23 protein-coding genes and 2 pseudogenes are annotated in these 24757 nt (G+C 58.9%); 12 read left to right on the top strand and 13 right to left on the bottom strand.

The genetic code is table 11. The features are described from left to right. Positions 1 to 16 precede the first annotated feature (16 nt). The 3 genes from BO1_RS23870 to BO1_RS23860 all read right to left on the bottom strand — a co-directional run bounded on the left by BO1_RS23870 (position 17) and on the right by BO1_RS23860 (position 1860). A complete protein-coding gene (locus tag BO1_RS23870) occupies positions 17 to 670 on the bottom strand; it encodes a hydrolase (RefSeq protein WP_028219709.1) in 654 nt (217 codons plus the stop codon). A 127-nt stretch (positions 671 to 797) separates the two neighbouring features. Then, positions 798 to 1439, bottom strand: coding sequence for an HD domain-containing protein (locus tag BO1_RS23865; protein ID WP_028219708.1), 642 nt, complete (start codon positions 1437 to 1439; stop codon positions 798 to 800). A gap of 13 nt (positions 1440 to 1452) precedes the next feature. Next, positions 1453 to 1860: a DoxX family protein gene (locus BO1_RS23860; protein ID WP_028219707.1), complete on the bottom strand. Its 408-nt coding sequence runs from the start codon at positions 1858 to 1860 to the stop codon at positions 1453 to 1455. A gap of 613 nt (positions 1861 to 2473) precedes the next feature. Between BO1_RS23860 and BO1_RS62075 the strand changes: the two genes are divergently transcribed. Next, positions 2474 to 2935, top strand: coding sequence for a DUF3331 domain-containing protein (locus BO1_RS62075; protein ID WP_084688151.1), 462 nt, complete (start codon positions 2474 to 2476; stop codon positions 2933 to 2935). On the opposite strand, the gene BO1_RS52445 is transcribed toward BO1_RS62075, so the two are convergent. The 3 genes from BO1_RS52445 to BO1_RS23845 form a co-directional block, all read right to left on the bottom strand. Next, complete coding sequence (locus BO1_RS52445; RefSeq protein ID WP_156992372.1) at positions 2932 to 3240, bottom strand: hypothetical protein; 309 nt, start codon at positions 3238 to 3240, stop codon at positions 2932 to 2934. The two genes, BO1_RS62075 and BO1_RS52445, sit on opposite strands and share 4 nt — an antisense overlap. Positions 3241 to 3353: 113 nt before the next feature. Then, positions 3354 to 4382 (bottom strand): alpha/beta hydrolase, encoded by a 1029-nt coding sequence (locus tag BO1_RS23850; RefSeq protein WP_028219706.1) that lies wholly within the window; start codon positions 4380 to 4382, stop codon positions 3354 to 3356. A gap of 31 nt (positions 4383 to 4413) precedes the next feature. Then, the gene (locus tag BO1_RS23845) at positions 4414 to 4839 is read right to left on the bottom strand and encodes an organic hydroperoxide resistance protein (protein ID WP_028219705.1); all 426 of its coding nucleotides are present in this window, start codon (positions 4837 to 4839) and stop codon (positions 4414 to 4416) included. Between the two features lie 1047 nt (positions 4840 to 5886). On the opposite strand from BO1_RS23845, the pseudogene BO1_RS57875 reads away from it, so the two are divergent. Then, positions 5887 to 5994: pseudogene (locus BO1_RS57875) on the top strand (DDE-type integrase/transposase/recombinase); the annotation flags it as partial. 60 nt (positions 5995 to 6054) lie between these two features. On the opposite strand, the pseudogene BO1_RS57870 reads toward BO1_RS57875, so the two are convergent. Together BO1_RS57870 and BO1_RS23840 are read right to left on the bottom strand one after the other, a co-directional pair. Continuing rightward, positions 6055 to 6276 (bottom strand): annotated as a pseudogene (locus BO1_RS57870) (IS6 family transposase); the annotation flags it as partial. 429 nt (positions 6277 to 6705) lie between these two features. Then, on the bottom strand, positions 6706 to 7401 hold the full coding sequence (locus BO1_RS23840; protein ID WP_322788541.1) for a TetR/AcrR family transcriptional regulator: 696 nt from the start codon (positions 7399 to 7401) through the stop codon (positions 6706 to 6708). 238 nt (positions 7402 to 7639) lie between these two features. Between BO1_RS23840 and BO1_RS23835 the strand changes: the two genes are divergently transcribed. Genes BO1_RS23835 through BO1_RS23810 form a run of 6 tightly spaced genes read left to right on the top strand, consistent with a single transcriptional unit; the run spans position 7640 to position 15161 of the window. After that, positions 7640 to 9064, top strand: a complete 1425-nt coding sequence (locus tag BO1_RS23835) for an amino acid permease (RefSeq protein WP_028219703.1) — start codon at positions 7640 to 7642, stop codon at positions 9062 to 9064. 45 nt (positions 9065 to 9109) lie between these two features. Continuing rightward, complete coding sequence (gene purU / locus BO1_RS23830; RefSeq protein WP_028219702.1) at positions 9110 to 9982, top strand: formyltetrahydrofolate deformylase; 873 nt, start codon at positions 9110 to 9112, stop codon at positions 9980 to 9982. A 23-nt stretch (positions 9983 to 10005) separates the two neighbouring features. Then, positions 10006 to 11256 carry a sarcosine oxidase subunit beta family protein gene (locus tag BO1_RS23825; RefSeq protein WP_043286162.1) on the top strand — a complete coding sequence of 417 codons (1251 nt, stop codon included), beginning with the start codon at positions 10006 to 10008 and terminating at the stop codon, positions 11254 to 11256. Positions 11257 to 11268: 12 nt separating this feature from the next. Continuing rightward, positions 11269 to 11589: a sarcosine oxidase subunit delta gene (locus tag BO1_RS52440; protein WP_043286158.1), complete on the top strand. Its 321-nt coding sequence runs from the start codon at positions 11269 to 11271 to the stop codon at positions 11587 to 11589. Then, complete coding sequence (locus BO1_RS23815; protein WP_028219700.1) at positions 11576 to 14575, top strand: sarcosine oxidase subunit alpha family protein; 3000 nt, start codon at positions 11576 to 11578, stop codon at positions 14573 to 14575. Before BO1_RS52440 ends, BO1_RS23815 begins: the two co-directional genes overlap by 14 nt. Then, positions 14568 to 15161 carry a sarcosine oxidase subunit gamma gene (locus BO1_RS23810; RefSeq protein WP_028219699.1) on the top strand — a complete coding sequence of 198 codons (594 nt, stop codon included), beginning with the start codon at positions 14568 to 14570 and terminating at the stop codon, positions 15159 to 15161. The genes BO1_RS23815 and BO1_RS23810 overlap by 8 nt, the downstream gene beginning before the upstream one ends. Before the next feature lie 165 nt (positions 15162 to 15326). On the opposite strand, the gene BO1_RS23805 is transcribed toward BO1_RS23810, so the two are convergent. Further along, a complete protein-coding gene (locus BO1_RS23805) occupies positions 15327 to 16373 on the bottom strand; it encodes a porin (RefSeq protein WP_028219698.1) in 1047 nt (348 codons plus the stop codon). 75 nt (positions 16374 to 16448) lie between these two features. After that, positions 16449 to 17576 carry a branched-chain amino acid ABC transporter substrate-binding protein gene (locus BO1_RS23800; RefSeq protein WP_028219697.1) on the bottom strand — a complete coding sequence of 376 codons (1128 nt, stop codon included), beginning with the start codon at positions 17574 to 17576 and terminating at the stop codon, positions 16449 to 16451. Positions 17577 to 18114: 538 nt separating this feature from the next. Between BO1_RS23800 and BO1_RS23795 the strand changes: the two genes are divergently transcribed. Then, positions 18115 to 18750, top strand: coding sequence for a TetR/AcrR family transcriptional regulator (locus BO1_RS23795; RefSeq protein ID WP_028219696.1), 636 nt, complete (start codon positions 18115 to 18117; stop codon positions 18748 to 18750). A gap of 224 nt (positions 18751 to 18974) precedes the next feature. On the opposite strand, the gene BO1_RS59385 is transcribed toward BO1_RS23795, so the two are convergent. Both BO1_RS59385 and folD read right to left on the bottom strand, forming a co-directional pair. Next, positions 18975 to 19211: a hypothetical protein gene (locus tag BO1_RS59385; protein WP_156992371.1), complete on the bottom strand. Its 237-nt coding sequence runs from the start codon at positions 19209 to 19211 to the stop codon at positions 18975 to 18977. Positions 19212 to 19553: 342 nt separating this feature from the next. Then, positions 19554 to 20417: a bifunctional methylenetetrahydrofolate dehydrogenase/methenyltetrahydrofolate cyclohydrolase FolD gene (gene folD, locus BO1_RS23785; protein WP_028219694.1), complete on the bottom strand. Its 864-nt coding sequence runs from the start codon at positions 20415 to 20417 to the stop codon at positions 19554 to 19556. A 764-nt stretch (positions 20418 to 21181) separates the two neighbouring features. Between folD and BO1_RS62070 the strand changes: the two genes are divergently transcribed. Then, complete coding sequence (locus BO1_RS62070) at positions 21182 to 21604, top strand: hypothetical protein (RefSeq protein ID WP_028219693.1); 423 nt, start codon at positions 21182 to 21184, stop codon at positions 21602 to 21604. A gap of 418 nt (positions 21605 to 22022) precedes the next feature. On the opposite strand, the gene BO1_RS52435 is transcribed toward BO1_RS62070, so the two are convergent. Continuing rightward, a complete protein-coding gene (locus BO1_RS52435; protein WP_043286155.1) occupies positions 22023 to 22406 on the bottom strand; it encodes a MarR family transcriptional regulator in 384 nt (127 codons plus the stop codon). A 758-nt stretch (positions 22407 to 23164) separates the two neighbouring features. Here BO1_RS52435 and BO1_RS23770 point away from each other — a divergent pair. Continuing rightward, positions 23165 to 23878 carry an RraA family protein gene (locus BO1_RS23770; protein WP_167338381.1) on the top strand — a complete coding sequence of 238 codons (714 nt, stop codon included), beginning with the start codon at positions 23165 to 23167 and terminating at the stop codon, positions 23876 to 23878. Positions 23879 to 23897: 19 nt separating this feature from the next. Beyond that, the gene (locus BO1_RS23765; protein WP_028219691.1) at positions 23898 to 24746 is read left to right on the top strand and encodes a fumarylacetoacetate hydrolase family protein; all 849 of its coding nucleotides are present in this window, start codon (positions 23898 to 23900) and stop codon (positions 24744 to 24746) included. The last annotated feature ends 11 nt before the right edge of the window (positions 24747 to 24757 follow it).

Below are 24757 nucleotides of genomic sequence, written 5' to 3'. Positions count from 1 at the left end.
TGCGGTGCGTGCGAGCTCAGTGTCCTTCGCTCGCCCCGAACATCGTTTTCGCGTAAATAAGGCCAAGACCATACGCGCCGCCGTGCGCGATCGACGTTGCGACCGTCTGGTTGTACGTTTCGCCGCGAGCCCAGTCCCGTTGCAGTTCGAGCAGATATTGCAGCGATGTCATCGGGCGGGCACCCAACTGCGTCATCCGCTCCATGGCCCGTTCGTGAGCCTCATCGGAAACGTCGCCGCAGGCGTCGGCGATCACGTAGACTTCGAAGCCCTGGTCGAGTGCGGAAAGCGCCGGACCGACAATGCACACCGACGTCCACAGACCCGCGAGGACGATCTTGTCCTTGCCGATCGCGTTGACGCGCTCAGCAATACGCCCGTCCTCCCACGTGTTCATGGTCGTGCGGTCGATCACATTCGCATCGGGGAAGACCGAGCGGATCTCGTCGAAGATTGGACCGGAAAACGACTTTTCGGCAACAGTCGTGAGGATCACGGATACGTTGAACTCCTTGGCCGCTTTGGAGACCAGTGCAGCATTGTTGCGCAGCGAAACGGCATCGATCGACTTGGTGGCGAACGACATCTGCGACTGGTGATCAATCATGATCAGCGTGTGATTGCTGGGATCAAGCAAAGTCTTGCCGGGTTGAGCTTTGGCGGTGGGCATCATGATCTCCTGTTTAGGGACGGTGAACAGACGAACCCACCTGGGCGCCGGGCACGTCTGCGGTTTTCTGTAGCGGCTGTCCGCGCGTCGCGACGCGACCGGAACAGGTATTGCAGGCTGCTGCAATTCACTCCTTCCAGCTGGACCCGAGGATCAGGCCACAGAAATTGAGTCGCCGGTAATTGGGATCGCTACGTTCGAGGACATCTGCGCTAACTGAGCCAAATGTGGTCGCCGGCCGATGTGCCAAACCTCGAGCAAACGCATCGATGATGTCTTCCTTGAAATCGGCGCCGCGCGGATATTCATGCAGTACTGCGAGGCGCTTCGCTTCGCTAACCTCGTCAAAGTGCATGCCGAGCAGATCGGTCTCTACGCCAGCGGCGAGTAGCACGGTCAACGAAGTCAGCTCGGCCGCTATTCCCATTGAAGTATGCAGAGCTACGGCGAGCCACGCCTCGTTGATCTGTTCCTGAGACACGCGATGATGTTCCAGAAAGGTGCGTAGCGCGCGTGCGCCATCGACTTCGAAGCGCCGATGCGAGTCGTTATAGGCAGCCGTCAGTCCGATGTCGTGAAAGAGTGCGGCCGCATAGAGCAATTCCGGATCGAAAGCCAGCGCCCGGTGTCCGCCTATCAATGCTCCAAAAAGGAAGACGCGGAGCGAGTGCCGAAACAAGATCGGCGGCACGTTCGCAAAAACGGTGGCGGTTACCGCCTTTGCGAAGGGGCTGTTGGGAATCGGCACGCCTGCAATGATCCGGGTCATCGGTGCACTCCGTTCATAGACTGAGCCACGTGGCCAGGGCATACCGCCCCGGACCCGCAATCGCGATTGTGCCGAAGAGGATCAGAAGCATCCACGCAAACTGCGCCTGATTGATAGTCCACTCTGGATGAACCCGAAACAACGCAATAGCAGTGACGATCATGATCGGCAGTGCGGAAAGGCGCGTCGCGATGCCGACGATGACTAGCACCGGACAAACCACTTCCGCAAAAATGGCAAGGCCTATTGTTACTTTCTTTCCAAAATGGAACGGATCTTCGATGACTGCGGCTTCGCGACGGTAATGCTCGATCTTGGGCAAACCGTGGACGATCAGGAGCAGGACGCTCGCGCAGACTCGGAGAAACAGCAGACCGATGTCTGTCGAGTTTGCAGCGATACGGCCAAGGAGTGCAGTCATGATCAGATTGGCGCGCCGAACGACGGCCCCCGCGAATTCGCTGGCATTCGTTGCGCGCCCGCGGTGCTGAGCGGCAGAGGCGTAGCGGCAGCGGTCTGCAAAGTCATTGTTCCGTCTCCGGTGGACTTGCGTTCAGTGTTGTGCGCCCATCAGTAGGTACAAGGGCGTGGCCGCGTTAGTCGCTACGCTACGCGGGCTAGCTCGCAAAGTCCTGAAAATGATCTGAAAAGTTCTGAGCTTTCGCAAAGCGGGTAGGCAAAGCTGCAAAGCGGTGCGGGGACCAGATGGAGCGAATCAGGACATATCAGAAGGATTCAGGTCCACGCGCGCGCGGGTGTGCCACGATGTTTTCATGGCATTCGAACGTCCGAGGTGAACTAGATAGCGTTGGAATGCCCCATTTCCGTCCAGCGGGACCTGCGCGCGAAACATCGGCCTTTCAGATCGCTCCATATGCCGCTCGTGAGGTTCGGCTAGGGGTAAGAGGACCCCTGAAAACCTCGCTTGAAATCGGCTGTCACACACGGACGTAAACCGTACACGTAATCTGAACTACGCCTGGCGGTGCCGGCTTATTGGCTCCGCTGCCTTTGATCGTGAGAGGCATGCCGTTATGGACGAATTCAACACGTGGACACGAATTGTTGGCTCACTGGCGGGTGAACTCGACGCGCGCATGGAGCCGCCGCCCCCAGCGCGAAGGCAACACGCCCCGCGCGGCTCAACTCTGAACCGCGTCGGAGATTGCCCGTCGGTTGTGGCATTGGAGATGTCGGAGGATTGCGCGCTGATCATTTGCTGGAGTGACGCGACGCGTGGCAGGTATGCGTACCAGCGATGGGTGATTGGAACTTCGCGCGCAAAGGGATGCTGCGCGTTGAGCGGCTGCACGATCCAACGTGGAGACCAGGTTTATCGACCTCAGTGGCGCGGTGGTTATTGTCCGGCCAACTGTGCGGAAATGATACTGGCCGCGGCAATCCAGCGTATGGACATTCGAGTTGCCGAGTCGGAATCGTGTGACGAAGCGCCATGCGGGAAATTGCGTTTCCGTGGTGGCCAGCATCAACGTTAGACAGGCGCCGACGTACTCATCCCGATCAGATCCAGACGCTGATTGCTTCTGGCAATGGATCGGGCGTCGCCCGCATCGCTCGGCGCGTCGCCGTGTGCACTGGCGACGCGTTGTTTCATCCTGAGTCCGAGTGAGCGCATTGCGCGCCCCGGATCATGCATGCCCGGCGTACGTCCATACGCAGCCGACGGACCATAGCCGCTTGCGAAGGCAGGCGCGCAAAGCGCGGCCGTCGCGGCGACGAGTGCGACGGCGCTCAGGTTCGCGCCAAGGACAAACAGTATCGGAACGGTTCTGGATTTCATGGCCATGGCTTTCCGGCTTGAAAGAATCGGGTGGCAAAAAAGGGAACACATTGCAGTCGTTCGCCGTGCGGTGTTGCGATCGCACCGCACGGCGTGCGCTTCATGCCGGGCGCTTACTGCAGGCGCGCCTTCAACTGGTCGGCGAGTTGCTTCGTCGCGGCCTTCGTCGGCGCGTCGTCGGCCAGTGCATTGAGCAGGCCGAAGTCGTGGATGGTGCCGTCGTAGCGCGTCGTCGTGACTTCGTTGCCCGCGGCGTCGAGCTTTCTGCCGTAGGCCTCGCCCTCGTCACGCAGCACGTCGAATTCGGCAACCTGGATCAGCGCGGGCGGCAAGCCCTTGAGTTCCTCCTGCGAGGCACGCAGCGGCGATGCGTAAATCTGGTTGCGCTGTGCGGGATCCTTCGTATAGGCGTCCCAGAACCACTTCATCATGTCGCGGGTGAGGAAATGGCCGTTCTGGTAGGTGAGGTACGAGCCGTCGTCGAAATTGGCGTTCGTGACAGGCCACATCAGGCCCTGGAAGCGGATGTTCGGGCCTTGCTTGTCCTTGGCCATGAGGCTGACGACGGCGGCCATGTTGCCGCCGACGCTGTTGCCGACGACTGCGAGACGGCTGCCATCGACGCCAATTTCCGCGCCGTGCTGCGCTACCCACTTCGTTGCTGCGTAGGCCTGGTTGATGGCCACCGGATAACGCGCCTCGGGCGAGGGCGTGTAGTTCACGAACACGGCGGCGGCGCCCGATTGCACGACGAGGTCGCGGACGAGCCGCTCATGGGTCTGGAAGTCGCCGAGAATCCAGCCGCCGCCATGGAAGAACATGAACACGGGCAGGGTGCCGCTCACGCCCTGCGGACGGACGATGGTGACCGGCACGCTGATGCCGTCCTGGTCAATGGTGCGGTTCGACACCTCGATACCGGAGAGATCGACCTTGACGCCGTTCTGTGCGTCGACGAGGACCTGGCGGGCCTTGGCGGGGGGCAAGGTGTTGATGGCGGGACCGGTGCCACTGTTCAGGACGTGCAGGAAGGCCGAAGTCACCTTGTCGGGGGAAGCGGGAATGGCGGGGGCGGCTGCCGCGGCGAACGCAGCATGGGCGGCCAGAAGTACGGCGATTGTCAGGGGCTTAAGCGTTTTCATGATCGATATACTTAATAGGTTGTCCTGATCATCAGGCAAGGGTGAGCGTGACGTCGATGTTGCCGCGTGTCGCATTCGAGTACGGGCATACGGTGTGAGCCTTCTCGATTAGGGCCTGTGTGACCTCGCGCTGCATGCCGGGCAACGAAATCTTCAGTTCGACTTCAATGCCGAAGCCGATCGGAATGGCGCCGATGCCGACGCTGCTGTCGATCGACACATCGGCGGGTAGGGCAATCTTGTCGCGCGCGGCAACGAACTTCATCGCGCCGATAAAGCAGGCGCTGTAGCCGGCCGCGAACAGTTGCTCGGGGTTGGCGCCAGAGCCGCCCGCACCGCCCAGTTCACGCGGGGCGGTCAGCTTGACATCCATGTTGCTCTCGGCCACGAAGACACGGCCGTCTGGGCCACCGGTGGCAAGAGCGTGGGCGCGGTAGAGAACGCTTTCGATTGACATCGTGGAACTCCTTCTTCCAACACATCAGGGGGGGGCTTCACATCTATCTATGTGTAGATAGATGTGAAGCCTAAAAAAATGGACGAGGCCATCTGGACTCGTACATATCTATCACTAGATAGGTATTAAGTCGTAACTGGCAACTTAACATCCTTCTTGGTACAGAACCTGATCCGAAGGATGCCGAGTCGGTGTACCGAGGACACAGAGTCCAGGAGGAGCGATCATTGACTTGGTCTGCAGTATATCTATCTGTAGATAGATAGTCAAGTCGCAACGGCATAGCCTGGCTGGTGTAAACACGGGGCAACCGTTCAGATCGTGCAAATTCTGGCGGCATGAGCGAAAAATTACCGAAAAAATCAAAGACTTGCATGCCACGCAAAAGTACGACATTCAAGAAACGGCAAATTGTTGCTGGGTAAGCCTTTGCGCCCTACAACCGCCAGATTCTGCATGGAAAGTACGACGACCCCAAGCTGCCCGCGTGCGTGCCGAAACATAAATTTTACATAATTAAGATGATCAAATTTTTTGACTGACTGTAGCGGCTACACGATAACGTCCGCCATAGATTGAACTTGGCGGGGAGGCGGACATCTGTTTCTGGTCAGGATATTGTCTGTAGCGACATCGACACGCATCGCATGCTGTGCGACTCGTGCGGACTCAATCGGCGTGTCGTCCCGACTCGGTCGCCGAGTGACGAGAGATGTGGTGCCGTAGTACGGAGTCTGGTGCCAACACAGAGAGGCGGTCTGGCTTGTAGAGAGGGCGTTTGAACCGGCAAACAGATCGACAGAGCGCAAAGGCTACTTAGAAAACATTTATCGTAATGGCCGTGTCGATCCGCACGTTTCTGCGGAAAACTTGCGCTCACGCAACTAAAGTTGTAGCTAAATTTCAACTAAAGCCTCCGGTTTCATGAAACCGGAGGCTTTAGTTGAAATGGGAAGCGCCTCTGCGCCTTGTGTGACAAGGACACGAGGGGATATTGCAACTGCACACTGGTAACTACAACTTTAGTTGCGTGAGCGCTGGGCAGGGGGGCAATGGAAATATCTGTACCGCGCGGTCGACAAGGCAGGCAATACGGTCGATTTCCTGCTGCGCGCCCATCGCGACAGGGCCGCGGCCCGGCGTTACTTCGAAAAGGAGCGTTGTCAACTTGACGGCAACCGATGGGGCAAGATGAAGAACGAATCGATATCCTTATCAACGTGCAAACTTGGCAGCATCAATCACGGTCCAGCGATTCCACGCTGCAAGGCGTTCCTTGAGTTTGGTGCGATGGGACTGTGCCGTCATGCGGTGGCGGGATAATGCGAAGTGCTGACGGATCGGGCCGAAACTGGATAGAAACACTTGCGTGCGAAGCGGATCGCGAAACCCGTTCATGGCGCGCTCACGGCGGCGCGTAGGTTGGTGACTGTTCTCGGTAATTGTTCGGATCGTGCAAATTCTGGCGGTTTTTAGGAAAAATTGACGAAAAATCAACGATTTGTCTGCCACGCGAAAGTGCGGCATCCAAGAAAGGCAAACCCTTGTTGGCTAAGCGTCTGCGCCCTGCAACCGCCAGATTCCGCATGGAAAGTACGGTCACCCCGTAAACGACGCACGTGTACCCGCGCCCTTTTCGCCCGCAACAGAATGACCTTAAGCAACATATTTTTTGACCGTGTCGGGCGTAGCTGCTACCCGCCGGCAATAGGACCTTCAGTGGAATGTTCTCGCGGCAGGATTAACAGTGCCCGCAGGCATCGGCAACGTGTTGTTGATTAGCATCCCCGTGAACGCGGCTAGCAGAATTCACGCACTTCAACAGCAGTCCGGAACTCTGGTGCGGTCCTGCCCCGGCGATCTTCCTCACACTCGACGTAGGCTTCCCGCCTGGATAATGACCTGAATCAGCACTTCCAGTTGTCCCTTTGTCTCGTCCTGTGCGACGTCGAATAGCCCAAAAACGCCGATACCTCGTAGGGTCGCGAACACAAAGCCAGCAAACTGTTGCGGGTTCGCGTGGTTCGTTTCAATCTCCGGGAAACAGGTAATGAAACGTGCAAAAAATATGGGGTCTGAGCTCGCTCGGTTCGCGTCAATGCGAGCAAACAGTTCAGGCGTTGCCTTGCAACCGAAGAAAAGACTCCACGCGGCCACGTAGCTCGGAACGCCGTAAATCTTCTCCCACGCCAGGTGCACGAACTGTCGCGCCCGCTTCTCGAGCGGCAGGTCTAGCGGTGGCCAGACGACGCCATCCACTGATAGTGGTGCCATCACTTCGTCAATGAGCCGCTCCATGAGGACCTGGCGGTTGGAGAAGTGGTGCTGCAGAGCGCCCAAGGTGACCTTTGCGCCTTGTGCGATGTCCTGAAGGTTCGCCGCGCGAAAGCCCTTCTTGTGGAGCAACAACATCGCCGACTGAACGATGCGTCGGCGAGTCTCATCGCTGCGCTCCTCTTGCGTGCGCCGCTGCCGTGCCCTGCGAACCGGCTCCTGTTTGCTAACTGTGCTCATCTCGGCCTCGTTATTTCCTGCGAGCGGAGTGTAGCGCAGGGTTGCCACCCTGGCTCCATTCCCCTAGGGTATACCACAAACAAGTAACATTAAATTCTTATTGTTATTGACCTTGGCCGTCCCTATACTACCTCGAACCGAAGTGTCGGCTTCTGCTTCGGTCGGTTGCATGACTGTTCCGGCGCGATTAAAAACAATAAGTAATTAATGTTGATTGTAAGAGCGAGCTGGCACAGCATGGTTGAGGAAATGACTTTGGTCCCCTGGACCGAAACTGGAGAAAGGCATGCAGGACGGAGGCAAGCAGTCTCAACATCTGGAGCGCAGGCTCACAAACAGGCATGTGCAGCTCATCGCTCTGGGCGGCACCATCGGCACCGGCTTGTTCCTCGGCTCGGCAGGGGTGCTTGAACTCGCGGGGCCCTCGATGGTGCTGGGCTACGCCCTCGCGGGCATCGTCGCTTTTCTCATCATGCGGTTCCTGGGCGAGATGCTCGTTGAAGACCCGGTCTCGTCTTCATTCAGCCATTTTGCGAAGCACTACTGGAGCGAATTCTCTGGCTTCTTCTCGGGCTGGAATTGTTGTGTCCTCTACATCCTCGTCGGGATGCTGGAGCTGACCGCAGCCGGCAAATTCATTCAGTTCTGGTGGCCGGGCATTCCGACCTGGGCGACGGCAGCCGTCTTCTTCGTCGTCATCAACGGCATGAACTTTGTCAACGTCCGTCTCTATGGCGAGACGGAGTTCTGGTTTTCGATGGTCAAAATCGCCGCCGTGGTCGGGATGATTGTTCTCGGTCTCTATCTCCTCATTTCGGGGAAGGACGGCGCACAGGCTACGGTTGCTAACCTGTGGCGCGATGGCGGGTTCTTCCCGCACGGCGCTCACGGTCTCGTGATGGCAATGGCGTTTATTGTTTTCTCGTTTGGCGGTCTGGAAATGCTCGGATTCACGGCGTCGGAGACGGCGAATCCCACGAAGACAATCCCGAAGGCCATCAATCAGGTCATCTTCCGCGTCCTGATTTTCTACATCGGCTCGATGCTCATTCTGCTCTCTCTGACGCCGTGGAGCCATTTGCTTGCGTCCCTCAAATCTGGCGGCGATACCTACAGCAACAGCCCGTTCGTAATGATTTTCTCGGTGCTCGGCAACAAGTTTGCCGCGGACGTCCTGAACTTCATCATCCTCACGGCTGCACTCTCCGTCTACAACGGCATGGTCTACTGCAACAGTCGCCTGTTGTACGGCATGGCAAACGAAGGTCACGCACCCCGAGCATTGATGAAAGTGAATCGACGTGGCGTTCCAACGGCGGCCATCCTGCTCCCGGGAGCTTTCACGGCGCTGTGCGTATTCCTCAACTATGTTCTGCCGCAGGGGGCAATTGAGCTGCTCATTTCGCTCATCGTTGCGGGGCTGATTTTCAGTTGGACGGTCATCATCATTGCGCACCTCAAATTTCATCGGCGCATGCGTACGCTGGGTAAGTCGACGCAGTTCAGGGCAATCGCCAGCCCCTTTAGCAACTACCTCTGCCTTGCCTTCCTCGCCATGGTCGTCGTCATTATGCTGATGACGCCTCCCATCCGGGTCTCCGCATACGCGATGCCCGTCTGGTTAGCCATTGTCTTCGTGGCTTATCGCATCACCGGCCGCTATCGCAAGGAGCGTGTCACATGCGCCGAAGTTGCACAGTCGGCTACGTGACCAGCCACTTATTGACGTCAATTATGTTACTCAACAGGAAATACCATGTCGACCGCTGCTGAAAACAAGACGACCGACTATCTGTTTACCTTTGAATGCCCCGACCGCCTCGGCATCATCGCCAAGGTGTCGAATCTGCTTTTCGAGAGCGGTGCTTTCGTCACCGAATCGTTCCACTACGGCGACCCGCAAACGGCGAAGTTCTTCGCGCGCATGGTTTTCAACGACCACGTCCTCAAATCGTCCGTCGAAGACCTGAAGGGCAAGGTAGGGGAACTTGCGAAAGAGCTCGAGATGAACTTCACCATTCGTCCCGCGGGCTATCGCCCAAAGGTTCTGATTGCGGTTTCGAAGTACGACCATTGCCTGAATCTGCTGCTGACCAAGTGGCGCGCCGGTGCGCTGAATATCGACATCGCAGGCGTCGTATCAAATCACAACGACTGTCGCAGTCTGGTCGAATGGTATGGCATTCCCTTTCACCACTATCCGATTACCCGGGAGACCAAACCGCAGCAGGAAGCACAGATTCTGGACCTGTTCGCCACCAGTGGCTCCGAGTTGCTGGTGCTCGCACGCTACATGCAAATCCTGTCGGACGACATGAGCCGCAGGCTCGAGGGCCGCGCCATCAACATCCATCACTCGTTCCTGCCCGGGTTCAAGGGTGCGCGCCCGTATCACCAGGCGCACGACCGTGGTGTCAAGGTTATCGGCGCGACGGCGCATTTTGTTACGAGCGACCTCGATGAAGGTCCGATCATTGCGCAGGAAGTGAAGCCCATTGACCATACGTACACTGCTGAAGACATGGTGCTGGTCGGGCATGATACCGAGGCAGTCGCGCTCGCGAGTGCGGTTCGACTCTTCAGTGAAGGTCGAATCTTCCTGAATGGTGCTCGCACAGTTGTCCTGTAATTGCAACGCGGAAGAGGTCGCGCTTGGAACATTACTCATTTTGGTCACTCGCGAAGCACGCGCTGTCCGGCCATCGGAACTGGACGCCAGCGTGGCGCTCCCGCGAACCTAAATCACGATATGACGTAGTCATCGTCGGCGGTGGAGGTCAAGGGCTGGCGACGGCGTACTACCTGGCGAAGAATCACGGCATCACGAACGTGGCCGTGATTGAAAAGGGATGGCTTGGCGGCGGGAACACAGGGCGAAATACAACCGCCATTCGCTCCAACTATTTCTACAAGGAGTCGACGAATTTTTTTGAACGCTCCCTGAAGCTGTACGAAGGTCTGAGCAAGGAGCTCAACTACAACATCATGCTGAGCCAGGGGGGGGCGCTCACACTCGCGCACAACCCGCATCAGTTGGACGGTCTGCAGCGCTGGTCGAATTCTATCCAGTTACAGGGTATCGACGCCGAGATGCTGGACCTCAATCAGGTTCGCGAATTTATGCCGGCCCTCGATACCCGTTCCAGCGCGCGCTATCCCATCCTGGGTGGCTTCATCCAGCGCCGTGCGGGCGTCGCGCGCCACGATGCGGTGGCGTGGGGCTACGCTCGCGCTGCCGACAACCTCGGTGTCGAAATCATCCAGAACTGCGAGGTGACCGGTCTGCAAATGAGCGGCGACCGGGTCAAGGGCGTCAAGACCAGGCTCGGTTACATCGAGGCGGATAAGGTAGTCATCGCGGTCGCTGGCAATTCATCGGTGCTCTCGAAGATGGCTGGGATTTCCCTGCCCATCAATAGCATGGCGCTGCAGGCAATGGTCAGTGAGCCGGTGAAGCCAGTCCTCGATGGCCTCGTGGTTTCGCCCCTCGTGCATTGCTACGTCAGTCAGTCCGACCGTGGCGAAATTCTCATCGGCGGCAGGGCTGACGCATACCCCTCGTACGGTCAGCGCGGAACGCTGCCTGCGTTGGAGGACACGCTCAGCGCGGTGCTAAACCTGTTCCCGTCTTTCAGTCGCCTCAAATTGATGCGTCAATGGGCCGGTATCGTCGATATTTCACCCGATTCGAGCCCGATTATTGGCAAGACGCCGGTGACAGCTCTGTACATCAGTACCGGTTGGGGTACTGGCGGCTTCAAGGCCATTCCGGTGGGCGGTGAGACGCTCGCCTACACGGTTGCCAATGACCGGCCGCACGAGCTCATCGAGCCGTTCGGACTTGGCCGGTTTGCCACCGGCCGTTTCGTGAATGAAGCCGCCGCCGCGGGCGTCGACCACTAGGCAGGAACACTCATGTTACGCATTAAATGTCCGTATTGCGGCAGCGCGCGAGACGAAGACGAATTCACGTTTGGCGGCCCCTACGACCGCGTTCGCCCACTCGCTCCACAGGAGCTATCCGACGAGCAATGGGCTGATTTTCTGTTTACGCGCGACAACATTCGCGGCAACTTGCTTGAACGCTGGCGACATACGTTTGGTTGCAGGCAATGGTTTGGCATCGAGCGCGATACGGTGAGCCACGAAATCCGCCGCATCTTCACGTTTGCCGAGATGCCTCGTCAGATGTCTGCTGTCAATCAGGTGGACGGAGGTCTCCATGAAGCCGCGTAACCGCGTTCCCGTGTTCGGCCGGCCGGCGAACGAAACTCGTCGCAAGATGAAGTTCACCTTTGACGGGAAGAGCTATGAGGGGCTGGAGGGCGACAGCCTTGCCGCCGCTCTGCTTGCCAACGGTATCGGCATCGTTGGCCGTAGCTTCAAGCTGCATCGTCCCCGCGGCATCATGGGCTTTGCAGTCGAAGAGCCGAATGGGCTCGTGCAACTCGAGTCAGGTCAGTTTGACGAGCCGAATGTTCGCTCGACGATGATGCCACTGTACGAGGGTCTGCAGGCGTCGAGCCAGAACGCGTGGCCCAGCGCTCAGCGTGACGTTCTCGGCGTCATGGACCGGTTCGCAAAGCTGCTGCCAGCGTCGTTCTATTACAAATCGATGATGTGGCCAAACTGGCACTTCTACGAGCGTTTCGTGCGGCCCATCGCAGGTCTCGGTAAAGCCCCGAAGGAACCCGACGCCCAAACGTACTTCAAGCGCAACGTGCACTGCGACATCCTCGTGGTTGGCGGTGGACCCGCTGGCTTGTCTGCTGCACTGGCTGCGGCACAGTCAGGTCTGCGCGTCATTCTCACGGATGACCGCGAGAAGTTCGGCGGGGCTCTTCTGGGCGAGCGATTCAAGCTCGATAAGCTGCCGGGAGCAGAGTGGGCACAGCGGACGGTGACGCAGCTCGAGCAGATGCGGAACGTTCAATTGCTTTCACGCACGAATGTGAGCGGTTACTACGAGAACAACTTCCTCGTGGCCGCCGAGCGCGTGCGCAACCACCTCGGGCCGAAGGGCCAGGCTGGCAAGATGCGAGAGCGCCTGTGGCGCATCCGCGCGAGGTCGGTGATTCTGGCGACCGGTGCAATCGAGCGTCCACTCGTATTCACCAATAATGACCGGCCTGGTGTGATGCTGGCGTCCGCCGCGCGTGCATATACGAATCAATATGGGGTCTTGCCGGGCTCCCATGTGGTCGTCGCAACGAATAATGACGATGCCTATCGCACGGCGCTCGACCTCCACGCCGCAGGCCTCAAGGCGCTTACGGTCGTCGATACGCGCGCGAACGTGGCGAGCGAGATGTATTCCGCACTGAAAGAGCGCGGAATCAAACACTACGTCGGCTATGGAATTCGTGACGTCGTGGGCAGTCGGCGCGTCAAGGCGGTGAAGCTGTCACCACATCTCGGCAACGGGAAGCTTGCTGATGAATCGACGACCGTCGAGTGCGATACCATCGCCATGTCCAGTGGCTGGACTCCCACTACTCACCTGTACAGTCAGGCCGGTGGCTCGCTTGAGTACAACGAACACCTTGCTTGCCTGGTGCCTCAGTCCTGCTCGCAAGCTGTACAGGTCGTGGGTGCCGCGAATGGTGCGTTCTCGCTTCCTGAGTGTCTCGAGGAAGGCCGTATCGCGGGCTTGGACGCGGCGAAGCGACTCGATGTTGACTTCTCTTTGACTATCCCGGCACCACAAACTCACGCGACTGACCGCGAGGCCCTGCGAATCGAGCCATATTGGTACACGCAAAGCACGCGGACCGACAAGCAATGGCTCGATTTCCAGTACGACGTGAAAGTGTCGGACATTGAACTGGCGTTGCGCGAGAACTTCCGGTCCGTCGAGCACGTAAAACGGTACACGACCGGCGGCATGAGCATCGACCAGGGCAAATCGAGCAACTTCAATATCCTGGCCATCATGGCGGAGTTGAGCGGCCAGCCGATTGTCAAGGTCGGCACGACGCGCTTCCGTCCGCCTTATCAGCCCGTGACCATTGGCGCGTTTGCCGGCAACACGGTTGGTGAACTGTACGCTCCCTGGTATTCATTGCACGCAGCAACGTCCCACGAAGCTTCGAAGGCTCGTTTCGGCGACTATGGGTTCCGACGCCCAGAGTACTATCCTCAAAGGCTGGAGGACGTCGTCGCCGCAACGCAGCGTGAGGTGCTCGCCGTTCGGAGCGGAGTGGGTATGTTTGACGGCTCGCCGCTTGGCAAGATAGAGGTCAAGGGTCCCGATGCTGCGACGTTCCTGAACCGGATGTATGTCAACAACCTGGCAAGTGTGAAGCCTGGTTCCGCGCGCTATGCGATGCTGACCAACGAAAATGGTGTGCTTATCGACGATGGTGTGGTCGTGCGGCTTGCTGAAGACCACTACCTCGTCCACGCGACGAGCGGTGCTGTCAGTCGTGTATTCCTGCTGTTCGAGGAGTACCTGCAATGCGAATGGCCGGAACTGCGCGTGCACGTGAACAATGTCACCACCCAGTGGGCGAACGTAACATTGTCAGGTCCGAAAGCGCGCCTCGTGCTCCAGAAGTTCGAGTCCGATATTGACTTCTCGGCCGAGAGCTTCCCTCATATGCATTTCCGCGCGGGCAAGCTGGCGGACATCCCCGTGCGGATTCTGCGCGCGAGCTTCACGGGCGAGGTGACTTTCGAGGTGTCCATCGCCAGCCGCTATGGGAAGTCGCTGTGGGACAGCATCGCCGAAGCCGGCAAGCCGTTCGGCATCACGCCATACGGTATCGAAGCACTTGAAGTCATGCGTACCGAGAAGGGCTATCTTCACGTCGGCGCGGATACAGATGGCAATTCAAATCCTCTCGACATTGGGTGGTCGAAGATTATCGAGAAGAAGGCAGACGACTTCATCGGTCGTCGTTCGCTGCAGCGTCCTGCAGACAAAGGTAGTGGCCGCCTCGATTTCGTCGGGCTCGAGTCCGTTGACCCGAGCGTGCCGCTACCGGTAGGTGGGCACTTCGTTGACGAGGTGAACCCGAAGATTCCGGCGGCGTCGCAGGGCTACGTCACATCAGCCGTCATGAGCCCGATGCTCAACAAGGCAATCGGCCTGGGGATTTTGCGCAATGGCGCTTCTCGTCTGGGAGAGGTCGTCAACATCTATGCGAAGGGCAAAATGATGGCGGCGCGGGTTGTCCCGACGGCCCACTTTGACCCGAAGGGAGAGCGTCTTAATGGATAAGCTCATCGCACGTACAACTGTATCTCCGGGCTTCTTCAACGAGAGCGAGTTCCCGGTTCGCACGAACTCGCTGCGTTTGGAAGAGTTGCCGCTGTCGGGCATCATTCGGATTCAAGGCAAGAGCGAGGATGGCGCAATTCGTTTGGGCGTAGCCTCTGCAGTCGGCGTCCCACTACCGGGTCCGGAGCGGGTATCAGAAGGCGGCGATGTTCAGCTCGCGTGGGCCGGTCCGAACGAGTGCCTTTGCTTTTGTCCTCTGGCAAGCGAAGAGCGATATGCGACCTCACTTGTCAATGCGTTAGCCGGACAGTTTGCAACCGTCACTATCGTGTCTGACAGCCGCGTCGCAATCCAGGTTTCAGGCGCGGATGCAGCTGCGCTTCTTGCTTCTGGATGTGCAATTGACGTGCATCCTTCGAGCTTTGAGGTTGGCCACGTCGTTATCACTCGCTTTGCTGGCCTTCCTGCGATGATGATGCACCCCGAAAGCTCAGAGTACGTGCTTTACTTCGACGTGAGCGCCACCGAATACGTCGTCACGTGGTTGCTGAAAGCCGCGGAGGAGTTCGTGCACCAGACGAGCTGAGCCGCGCCTCGATAGCTTCTCATAAGGCCTGCGTCGGTATTGCAGGCTTTTTTATTGATGGCGAATGTGCCGCGCCCCAGTAAATCGCATCATTGAAGATTTGCCGATGCGAAAATGCCGCCTGATGCGTGGCATCGGACGGCAGTGATACTAAGCCTGTTTCAGTTAGAACTTATGGCGAATGGCTACCCGCACGGCCGTCTGCACGTCGGTGCTCGAAGGGGAGCCGTATGCGGCTTGAGCCTGAGCGCCGAACGCGTGGTCGTGCGCGAGGGTGCCGACGAGATAGACGTCAGTCCGCTTCGACAGGAAGTAGTCTGCGCTCAGAACTAGTTGGTTTGCGCTGCCCAGGTCGTTGTTACGATGCTGGTACTGAAAGCCGCCGGCCAGAGAGAGCGCCGGAACGATTGCGTAACTTAGCCCACCCTCGTACGTGGTCGCGCGGGGCTTTGTTCCGCTGGAGAGCTGCACGTCGGTGACGAGCGCGAAAATGCGCGCCTTACCGATGTTGTATGCGCCGCCACCCGCGTATTCCGTCGAGTTTGCCGAGGCCGTCGCGTTGTGAATGGACATATAAGCCAACGAGGCACTTAACGGACCCTGGTTGTAGTTCAGGACGAAGTTGGATGAGCTGTCTGTGCCCATCGAACCAGCCACGTTCCCGAACCCGTACATCGCGCCGAAGCTGAAGCCAGCGATAGTGGGAGAGAGGTACTTCACCGAATTGTTGACCTCGTCGCCCCAGACACGGTTGTCCAGCGTGTATCCGCCTGCAGCGTATGCGGGCAGACTCCACGCGAGCAGACCAGCGGGCGTATTTGCCCCGATTGCGTATGCAGGAAAGATGTCGCCGATGAAGTCGTACTGGCGACCAAGGGTCAGGGTGCCCCACGAGCTCGACAACCCGACGAAAGCCTGGCGGCCGAACATCAAGCCCCCTTGACCCAGCTGTCCCGTGCCAAGGTCATAGCCATTTTCCAGTACGAAGACGGCTTGCAGTCCGCCTCCCAAATCCTCTGCGCCTCTCATGCCCCACCGGTCACCCTGTGAAGACCCCGAAATGAACTGCACGCTAGCACCGTGGCCCGTCGAAGTGGCGACATTGTTCGTGTACGTGATGCCGGCATCCATCAGGCCGTAGAGAGTGACTGACGACTGGGCAAAGGCCGGTCCGCTGCAAAGCAGCAAGGCGGCGAGAAGTCTAATTTTCAATTCGAACTCCAAACTAAATGATGCGAAAAAGAACCCATTAAATGAGCGTCTATTATGCTTTTACTGCGGTGCGCATTATTTGAGCGTGACAGTGGTCATCGGTGAAAATTTTCCGCTCCTGGCCTCGTATAGAGTGACGCGTGCGGCACGGAGGTCACCCTTGTTGTCGAACGCGATTCGGCCAGTTACGCCCTCGAAGTCGACTTTCTTCATTGCTGGAAGGTAGTCCGCGGGTGCGGCGGAGTTGGCCAATATCATCGCGTTGATGAGAGCCCAGGTGGCGTCATAGGCATAGGGCGCATAGAGAACTACGGTGCCGTATTTCTTGTACTTCTGCTCGAACGCCTTGCCGTTCGGCATACTTTCAAGCGGCTGTCCCGATTCCGCCGAAACCGTGCCTTCGGCGGCAGCCGGCCCCGCGAGCTCGATGAACTTGTCCGTTTCAATGGCCGAACCGACGAGAGGAGCCTTCAAGGCGAGGCTGGTCATCTGCTTGCGAAGAGGGCCGGCCTGCGCATCGACGCCGCCGTAGAAGATGGCTTGCACGTCCATCGACTTGATGGCGGTGAGGATTCCGCGAAAGTCGATGGTCTTGTCGTTGACGAACTCACGGTCAACGACGTCGATGCCCGCTGCCTTGGCTTCCGTGTCGACGACGTCGGCGAGCCCTTGTCCGTAGGAAGTGCGGTCGTCCACGATGGCTATCCGCTTATAGCCTTTCTTCGCCATGTACTGGGCGACGACCTTGCCAACGGAGCTGTCGTCCCCGATTACACGAAACGCCGTGGCGAAACCTTGCCTGGTAAACATAGGGTTTGTTGCTGATGGGGACACCTGTGGAATGCCAGCGTTCGCATAGACCTTCGATGCCGGGAGCGTCGCGCCAGAGTTCAGGTGTCCGACGACACCGGCAACCTTTGCGTCGACGAACTGTTGGGCAACCGTGACTGCCGTTCTTGGGTCTGCGGCGTCGTCCTGAGAGTTCAATACGAAGGTGACCGGCCCGCCCTTAATTTTTATCCCGGCGGCATTGGCCTCGTCGATGGCCAGTCGCACACCGTTCTCGGCATCCTTCCCAACATGTGCAACTTGACCTGTCAGGGGGCCGGCGTAGCCGATGGTGACAGTCTGGTCCGCATAAGCGCTTGCCGAAGCGATGGCCAGACAGGTCAGCGTTAGAGCATTTCGTTTTCCCGCTTGCATGTGCTTAACCTCATTGGAGTTTTGGCTGCTCGACCCTCCACGCCCAAATGTACAGCGATTGGTGGGCTGGACGGCTCCTTCCTGTAGAACACACATCCGCAAATCTACTTCCCTTAGAATGTACAGGACTGTCCAAACAATAAGATTTTCAAAATGTTTGGGCAATGATTTTTCGGCATGACTGCGGTAGTGGTTTACACGTGTCGCCCCCTGGTTGGCCGCGATGGAGGGGGTTGCGATGCCGCGCGGAGGGTTGTCCAGGAAGCCTCTGGCACGGTTTCACAGCGCTGCGGTCGTGTAGGTGGCGCTTAATCTGTGCAGGCAAAGCCTGCCTGTGACCGTGCCTGTTGCGCCACAAACGCGGCGCCCACGAAGTGGGCATGTACCGTGGTAATGTTCATATATGTCTAGTTAACTGTCGGTGGTCTGCGTGCCAGTCAACATCTCAATGCGGGGAGGTGCGCCGGCTGGATATGTGACCGGCGCCGGGAGGGGGCATCAACAGTGCTATGCTTGCCAGCGAACGAACTCACAGTGAATGCTGATGCCGCAGGAAACAAATAGCGAGAAGGTGACCAGGAGGATGACGAAGGCCGCACGTCCGGTCGTCGACCGGGCGGTGTGGCTGGACGCTGCGCGTTCAATCCTGATTGAGCAGGGGATTGATGCGGTAAAGGTCGAGCCGCTAGCTTCGATGCTGGAGATTAGCCGGAGCAGCTTCTACTGGCATTTCAAAAACCGGCAGGAGCTGCTCGACGCGCTCCTGGAATACTGGACAGAAGTGAACGACCGGGTCCTCCGCTCGCTCGTTGAGCCACACGAATCGGACCCGAAGGGCCGCGAGCAGCTGGCCAGGGTACGGCTTCGGCAACTGGTCATCCTGTTCATTGATGAGCGCCAGTTTTCGTCGGAATTCGACATGGCAATCCGCGAATGGGCGAGAAAGGACGACAGCGTCGCGAAGCAGGTCGCTCGTATAGACCGGCAACGCATCGCGCATCTCCAGAAGATTTTCCAGGACATGGGCCACTCCAAGCCGGACAGCCTCATTCGGGCGAAAATTCTCTATTTCCACCAGCTCGGTTACTACCTCACCGGTATCAAGGAAAGCGAAGCAGTGCGCAAGCGTGTCGCGCCGCGCTATCTCGAGGTTCTTAGCGGCATCAAACTATGAGCGCATGAAAAAGAGCGGTCGTGAAGGGCACTACACGACGCTCATTGCTCTCATATTGTCGTAGATGCTCACGCCGGGATTCGCCTTGTGGGAGTGGCAGTTCAGGGCAATCGACTCCATGAGTCCCCGGAGCAGGAGGGGCAGCGTACGGTTGAACGTCCGGGCGCTTATGTTGTGCTGACGTATCACCGTACAGAGCTACATGTTTGCCCGGCGTGACAGTCTCACCTTCGGATTTTGCGGCTTTCACGCCGAATGGCAGGAATACCTGCGCCGGACCGGTGGTCCCGGACTTCAATTGTGGCCAGCATGAGAGGTGCGCGAAAGAGCGCGTCGAATGCTGACTCGACAAAACCCTCCATCGACGGATTTCCCGCTTCGAGCAGCGCGTCGCGCATTACGTTGTAGTCGACGACAGTTGACAGTTCATCGCCACTGGACACCGAGTCGGTGTATGACACGAAGATTTCAACGTCCACGCGTAACGACCCCGCCACGGCCAAAGCTTCCGAGCATCGCCAGTTATGCAGAAAGAGCCGTCGGCACCGCAAGGCGAGCTCGTCATCTGCGACTTGCTTTCCCTGTGTCCGCATCGCAACCCACAATTGGTGACTCAATACGTGTCATACCCTGGTCCAACCTGTCTCTGGTAGCCTGTCAGCAGAACGGAAAAGGGTCGCGCTGGACTGGTCAGCGCGACACAAAGGTCGCTCATTTTTTGAACGACGAATGAGCGCGAAGTGACGGGAAAATAGGGGGTGAAGGACCTCGGAGGCGGCACTCATCGATCGCGGCGAGCATCGCTACACTCCAGCGTGGGCTGCGCGCTCTGCCGATTCCAACGTATTCACGAGGAGCAGAGTAATCGTCATTGGTCCGACGCCGCCCGGCACTGGCGTGACGTAACCAGCAACATTTCGCACGGACTCGAAATCGACGTCGCCGCACAACGTACCTTCGTCTGTCTTGTTCATACCGACATCGATGACCGCTGCGCCGGGCTTGACCATATCACCCGTCACGAGATTGCGCTTGCCGACCGCCGCCACGACGATGTCCGCGGCCTTCGTGTGGTGGGCCAGGTCCGGAGTCTTGCTATGGCAGACTGTGACCGTTGCTCCAGCTTCCAGCAGCAGCAGCGCCATCGGTTTGCCGACGATGTTCGAGCGCCCAATCACTACGGCGTGCTTGCCCGAAACGGGGATGTCGTAGGCTTCGAGCAGCTTCATGACGCCATACGGCGTGCACGGCCGAAACTGGGGGCGACCAGTCATCAAGGCGCCAGCATTAGCAACGTGGAACCCGTCGACATCCTTCTCGGCTGCAACGGCCTCGATGACTTTGTGACTGTCGATGTGGCGGGGCAGCGGCAGTTGAACGAGGATGCCATGAATCTTGGGGTCTTCGTTCAGCTGACGAATACGCTTGAGGAGGTCACCTTCCGTGACCGTAGCCGGTAAACGGTCCAGAGCCGAGAATAACCCGTGCTGCTCACACGCTTTGACCTTGTTGCGTACGTAGACGGCACTGGCCGCGTCATCGCCAACAAGAATAACAGCAAGCCCTGGTGTGACGCCCTTTGCAGTCAAGGCGGCAGCACGCGTAGCAACTTCCTCTCGGAGTCGCTTCGATACGGCTATGCCATCAATAATCTTCGCTTCAGTCATGTCCAATCCTCACACTTAAACGCGTGGATGCGTTAGCGCACTTCGTGCCTGCATAATGGACACTTCTGTACATTAGGTCAAGAGAAACAAAAAATTGCTCGATGACCGTTCCTCCGGGGCATAGCAGTCGGCGAAGCCTCAGTTGGGAGCGTACTTTTTTGTGCAATTTCTGGTGCTTGCGACATCGGGAGCCCCATGCGACAAGACTTTGCTGACCAGCGGGCGAAGCAGAACGCGAGAAATTCAAGGAGCTGATCTATAAGGATTTTTTCGGCGAACCGCCAGAAATCGCACAAAAGGTACGAATACCCCGATTCAGGCGGCCAGCGTGACGGCGGGGAAACGCCAACCCGAAATACTCTGACGCGACAATACTTTCACGGGTCAGGGTGGGTACACCCATTAGATTGATCACGGAGGTCCCGCATGCCCAAATACACCTACCGGGTCTCACCGCGCACCGCTGAACCCGGCGGTGGCTATCAACCTTCGCTTTTACCTGGATGGCGAGGAGATGGGCCCGTCGATGCGTGGGGTGCGTTTCCGCGCGAGCAGGCCCATGCTGATGCCCTCGCCGAGGGCTGGGCATTACACGCAGGGGCAGCCTATGAACGGCACCGTGAAGGTCGCGCGCAAAGGGCTCCGCCGGTCGGCCGTGGCAAGGGGGCAGTGGCCCCACGGCCCGGCGGGAAGCCGGGCCCAATGCACGACAGACCTGGATCGCGGTGTGCGCCCGTGCCAGCCTTCGTGCATGGTAACTACATATGGGAGCCGGTGACCTTGACCTGCTCGCGCTGGCTGACGCGCTGCATTTCAGCGATGAGGCAGCGGGTGCCGCGCCAGGTGGCATCGGAAAAGATAAACCCTTCGGCAGGATTCGGCCTGACCTCGTCGACTCGCAACGCGGCGATTTTTCGCGCACACCGGGCCCAGGTCACCTCGATGCGCTTGATGCGTCGTCGCGCGAGTGGGCCTGGCACGCTACCACTTACTCACAACAGGACCGCCTGCTGCAAGAGTTCCAGCGCTTTCAATTCGTCCAGGCGACCCGTGCGTGCTTTACCTGGCAGCGTCCTGAGCAAGGCATCCGCTATCGGTTCGATACCGTCAAGATTGTCCAGGCTGGTCACGGAAGCAAAGGGGAGCGGTACCGGGTTTCGCTGCGGTATTGCGGAGGTGGGAAATGACTCCAGGGTTGCCGGCGGGGCTGGCGGGGCCTCACCATGACTTTCTTCAAGTGAGCGACCGGCAAGGTCGTCGGGAAGATCACTAACCGGATCTTGAGAGTTGACGACGATCGTGTCTTTCTCTCCCGCGACATCTGCCGACACAGTTGAGGGGCTTTCCTGACCGCCCAGGGCGCGGGTCCGCCCTCATTTAGTGCGGGAAGACTGCACACCGGGTTCGGGGGGGGCGACGATCACCGTTTCCTACCCCTATTCGCCGAGATTGTGCTGCCGCATATGGCGGACGAATACATGGGTGCACTGGTTCGCAACTGCGCCTGAAGCTTGAGTTCCGATAGGAGGCTGATGCATCTCGCCGATGCGGGCCGCGTTGGTATTGCACGAGCGCGCCGCCACATAGGCTGGGCAAGCCCGGCGTTCACTCCTGACCGAAGCGCGATGCCATCGCGACGCGGAAGTCGCGCAGCAGGGCCATCAGATGCTCCGTACGCGCCTGCCCGAACAGGTCGACGATCTGTTCGTTGATGGCGATGATGTCGGGCGCGATTCGTTCGATCAGCGCGTGGCCTTCGGGCGTCAGATAGATCGGCGCGAAGCGCTGATTCTTCTGCTGTTCGCGCCTGGCCACCAGCCTTCGCAGGGTCAAGTCACGCACGATGCGCGTCAGGCTGGCAGGCAACAGCGACGTGGCGAAAGCAATTTCCGTGAGGTCCATCTCCGAGCGCGCGCCGACCGTGCGCAGCACCCGCCATTGCTGTTCGGTAAGATCCGCATCGCGTAACAATGGCCGCAGCGGCGTCATGAGCGACTCCCGCGCGCGTGCCAACAATAAGGCCAAAGTTTCGTCGATGGGCTGGAGCGTGTGCGGCGACTCTCCGCTGGCGCCATTCGCGCGCGACGTGGCAGGCTGCGCTCTCTGATCGGGTGGCAAGACTCTTGTCATCTCTGGCGGATAAAGTTACGGCCGCTCGTGCCGGAATGCTGGCCTCGCGCCGCCGGACCGTTGCTTTGGCAAGCGACCCGCACCGCAGGCGATGCGGCCGAACAAAGGGCCGCTCGCCGGCGCGTAGCTTCGAGACTCGGCAGGCGAGGCGGTCGCTGGCATGCTGCGCGGCGCGATGCACCGTGCGTGTCCCATGATAGCCAAACCTGAGTGCGATGTCATCGGCACGCACCGCGCCGGCCAGGTTCGTCAGTGCCTGATCTCGCCGCGAAACAATCTATTCAGTAATCGAGAAGCGGCAGTTGGACCTAGCATAGCTGCGCCGTGCGCAAAAGCGCCGCCGCTCACCCAAGAGCCCTACGCGATGTGCTCATCGCGATCGCGGGTTGCGGCGCCACGTAAGGCAGCTCTCACGGGTTGCCGCTTGCGGCCATCGGGCGTGGAGCATTCGCGGGCGCCCCGCAAGCAAAGAGTCATCCGAAGGAAGTGACTGCGATCGCTCCGATAGGTCGTTCGGGCATGCTCGCGGTTTAGCAAAAACCCCTAGATGCCACCTAGACTTAATATGTTAAGTTAGGCGTGTTGGCGTAACGCATATGTGCGATGAAGGAGGAGATGTGACGGACCTATCTGAAAGGGAATTCGACGACTTGGTCAAGCAATTGCAAGGCGTATCGGTCGGAACTATTTCGTTATGCTTGATAAAAAACGGGTATAAGCACTGCCAGATCGAAGGAATTCGACCGGTGACGGCTGCGTGCCGATTCGTCGGCCGCGCGCGGACCTTGGCGACCTTGCCTTATCGAGAGGACAAAGTGGCTGATACCCAGAGCGAGCGCCGTTCACGCAACGCTCATCGGGAAATTGTCGACGGCGCCGGCCCGAATGACGTCATCGTGGTCGCGGCACGCGGTGTACTGCATGCCGCCGTGATTGGAGATCTGCTGATCGAGTGCGCCAAGGTGAACGGTGCGGTGGCCTTCGTGACCGACGGAGCGGTTCGAGACACGCGCAATTATCCGTCGGACTTTCCGGTGCACGCAGGCGCGACGCATACGATGACGTTTCGCAACGTGCATGCGGCGGCCGAGATCAATGTTCCGGTCGCCTGCGGCGAGGTGCTGGTCGAACCCGGCGATCTCGTGGTGGGAGACGAGGACGGCGTCGTGATCATTCCGTGGAAGATTGCCCGAGAAGTTGTCAAAGTCAGCCGCGAACAGGAAGCGCTCGACGAATTTCTGAAGGCGAAGATCAGCAGCGGTGCTTCGCTCGACGACGTGGCTCCCCCGACCGAGGCCGTCATGGCCGAGTATCGAACGACTGCACGCTGATCTCGAGGGCTGAACCGATATGAAGCTTGCCACTTTTTCATGCGACGGCGCCATCGGCGTTGGCGTCGTTGACGATGCGCGGCAAACGATCCAGCGTGTCCACGGCGCGGCATCCATGCTCGAACTGGCGCAACTGCCGGTTTCCGAGATTCTTGAGCGGCTAGAGGAGCCGCGCCGCCGACTGGACGAAGTCCGTCTCCTGGCGCCGTTCCTGCAGCCTCGCCGCAATATCTTTTGCATCGGCTGGAACTACCTGGCCCATTTCGAGGAAGGGAAGGACACGCGGCCGCCGGTCGAACTGCCCGAGCGCCCCTCCATCTTCACCAAGGCGACGACCACGGTGTGTGGTCCATACGACGACGTCCCGCTGCACGCGGGCACGACCGAGCGGCTGGATTGGGAGGCGGAACTGGCCGTCGTGATCGGTCGTGGCGGGGCGGATATCGCCGAGCAGGACGCGCTCGAACACGTATTCGCCTATGCCGTGGCCAACGACATTTCCGCGCGAGACGTGCAGCGTGCGCACGGCGGACAATGGTTCAAGGGCAAGAGCCTCGACGGAACCTGTCCGCTCGGCCCCTGGCTGACCACCTCGGACGAGGTCGATCCAGCCGCGCTCAACGTCACTTGCCGCTTGAATGGCCAGACCATGCAGCATGCCCACACGCGCCAGATGATCTTCCCGGTCGCGAGGATCGTCGCGGAGCTCTCGCGCGGCATGACGCTCCTGAGCGGCGACGTCATTCTCACCGGCACCCCCGAGGGGATCGGTGGTTCGCGCGTGCCGCCGGTCTTCCTCCAGGCGGGCGACGTGCTCGAGACGGAAGTCAGCGGATTGGGCAAATTGCGCAATCGCATCGTTCCGTAAGTTCCAAATAC

It is taken from the genome of Paraburkholderia oxyphila NBRC 105797 (assembly GCF_000685075.1).
Taxonomy (GTDB): Bacteria; Pseudomonadota; Gammaproteobacteria; order Burkholderiales; family Burkholderiaceae; genus Paraburkholderia; species Paraburkholderia oxyphila.
This window is presented reverse-complemented; position numbering and strand designations above follow the sequence as displayed.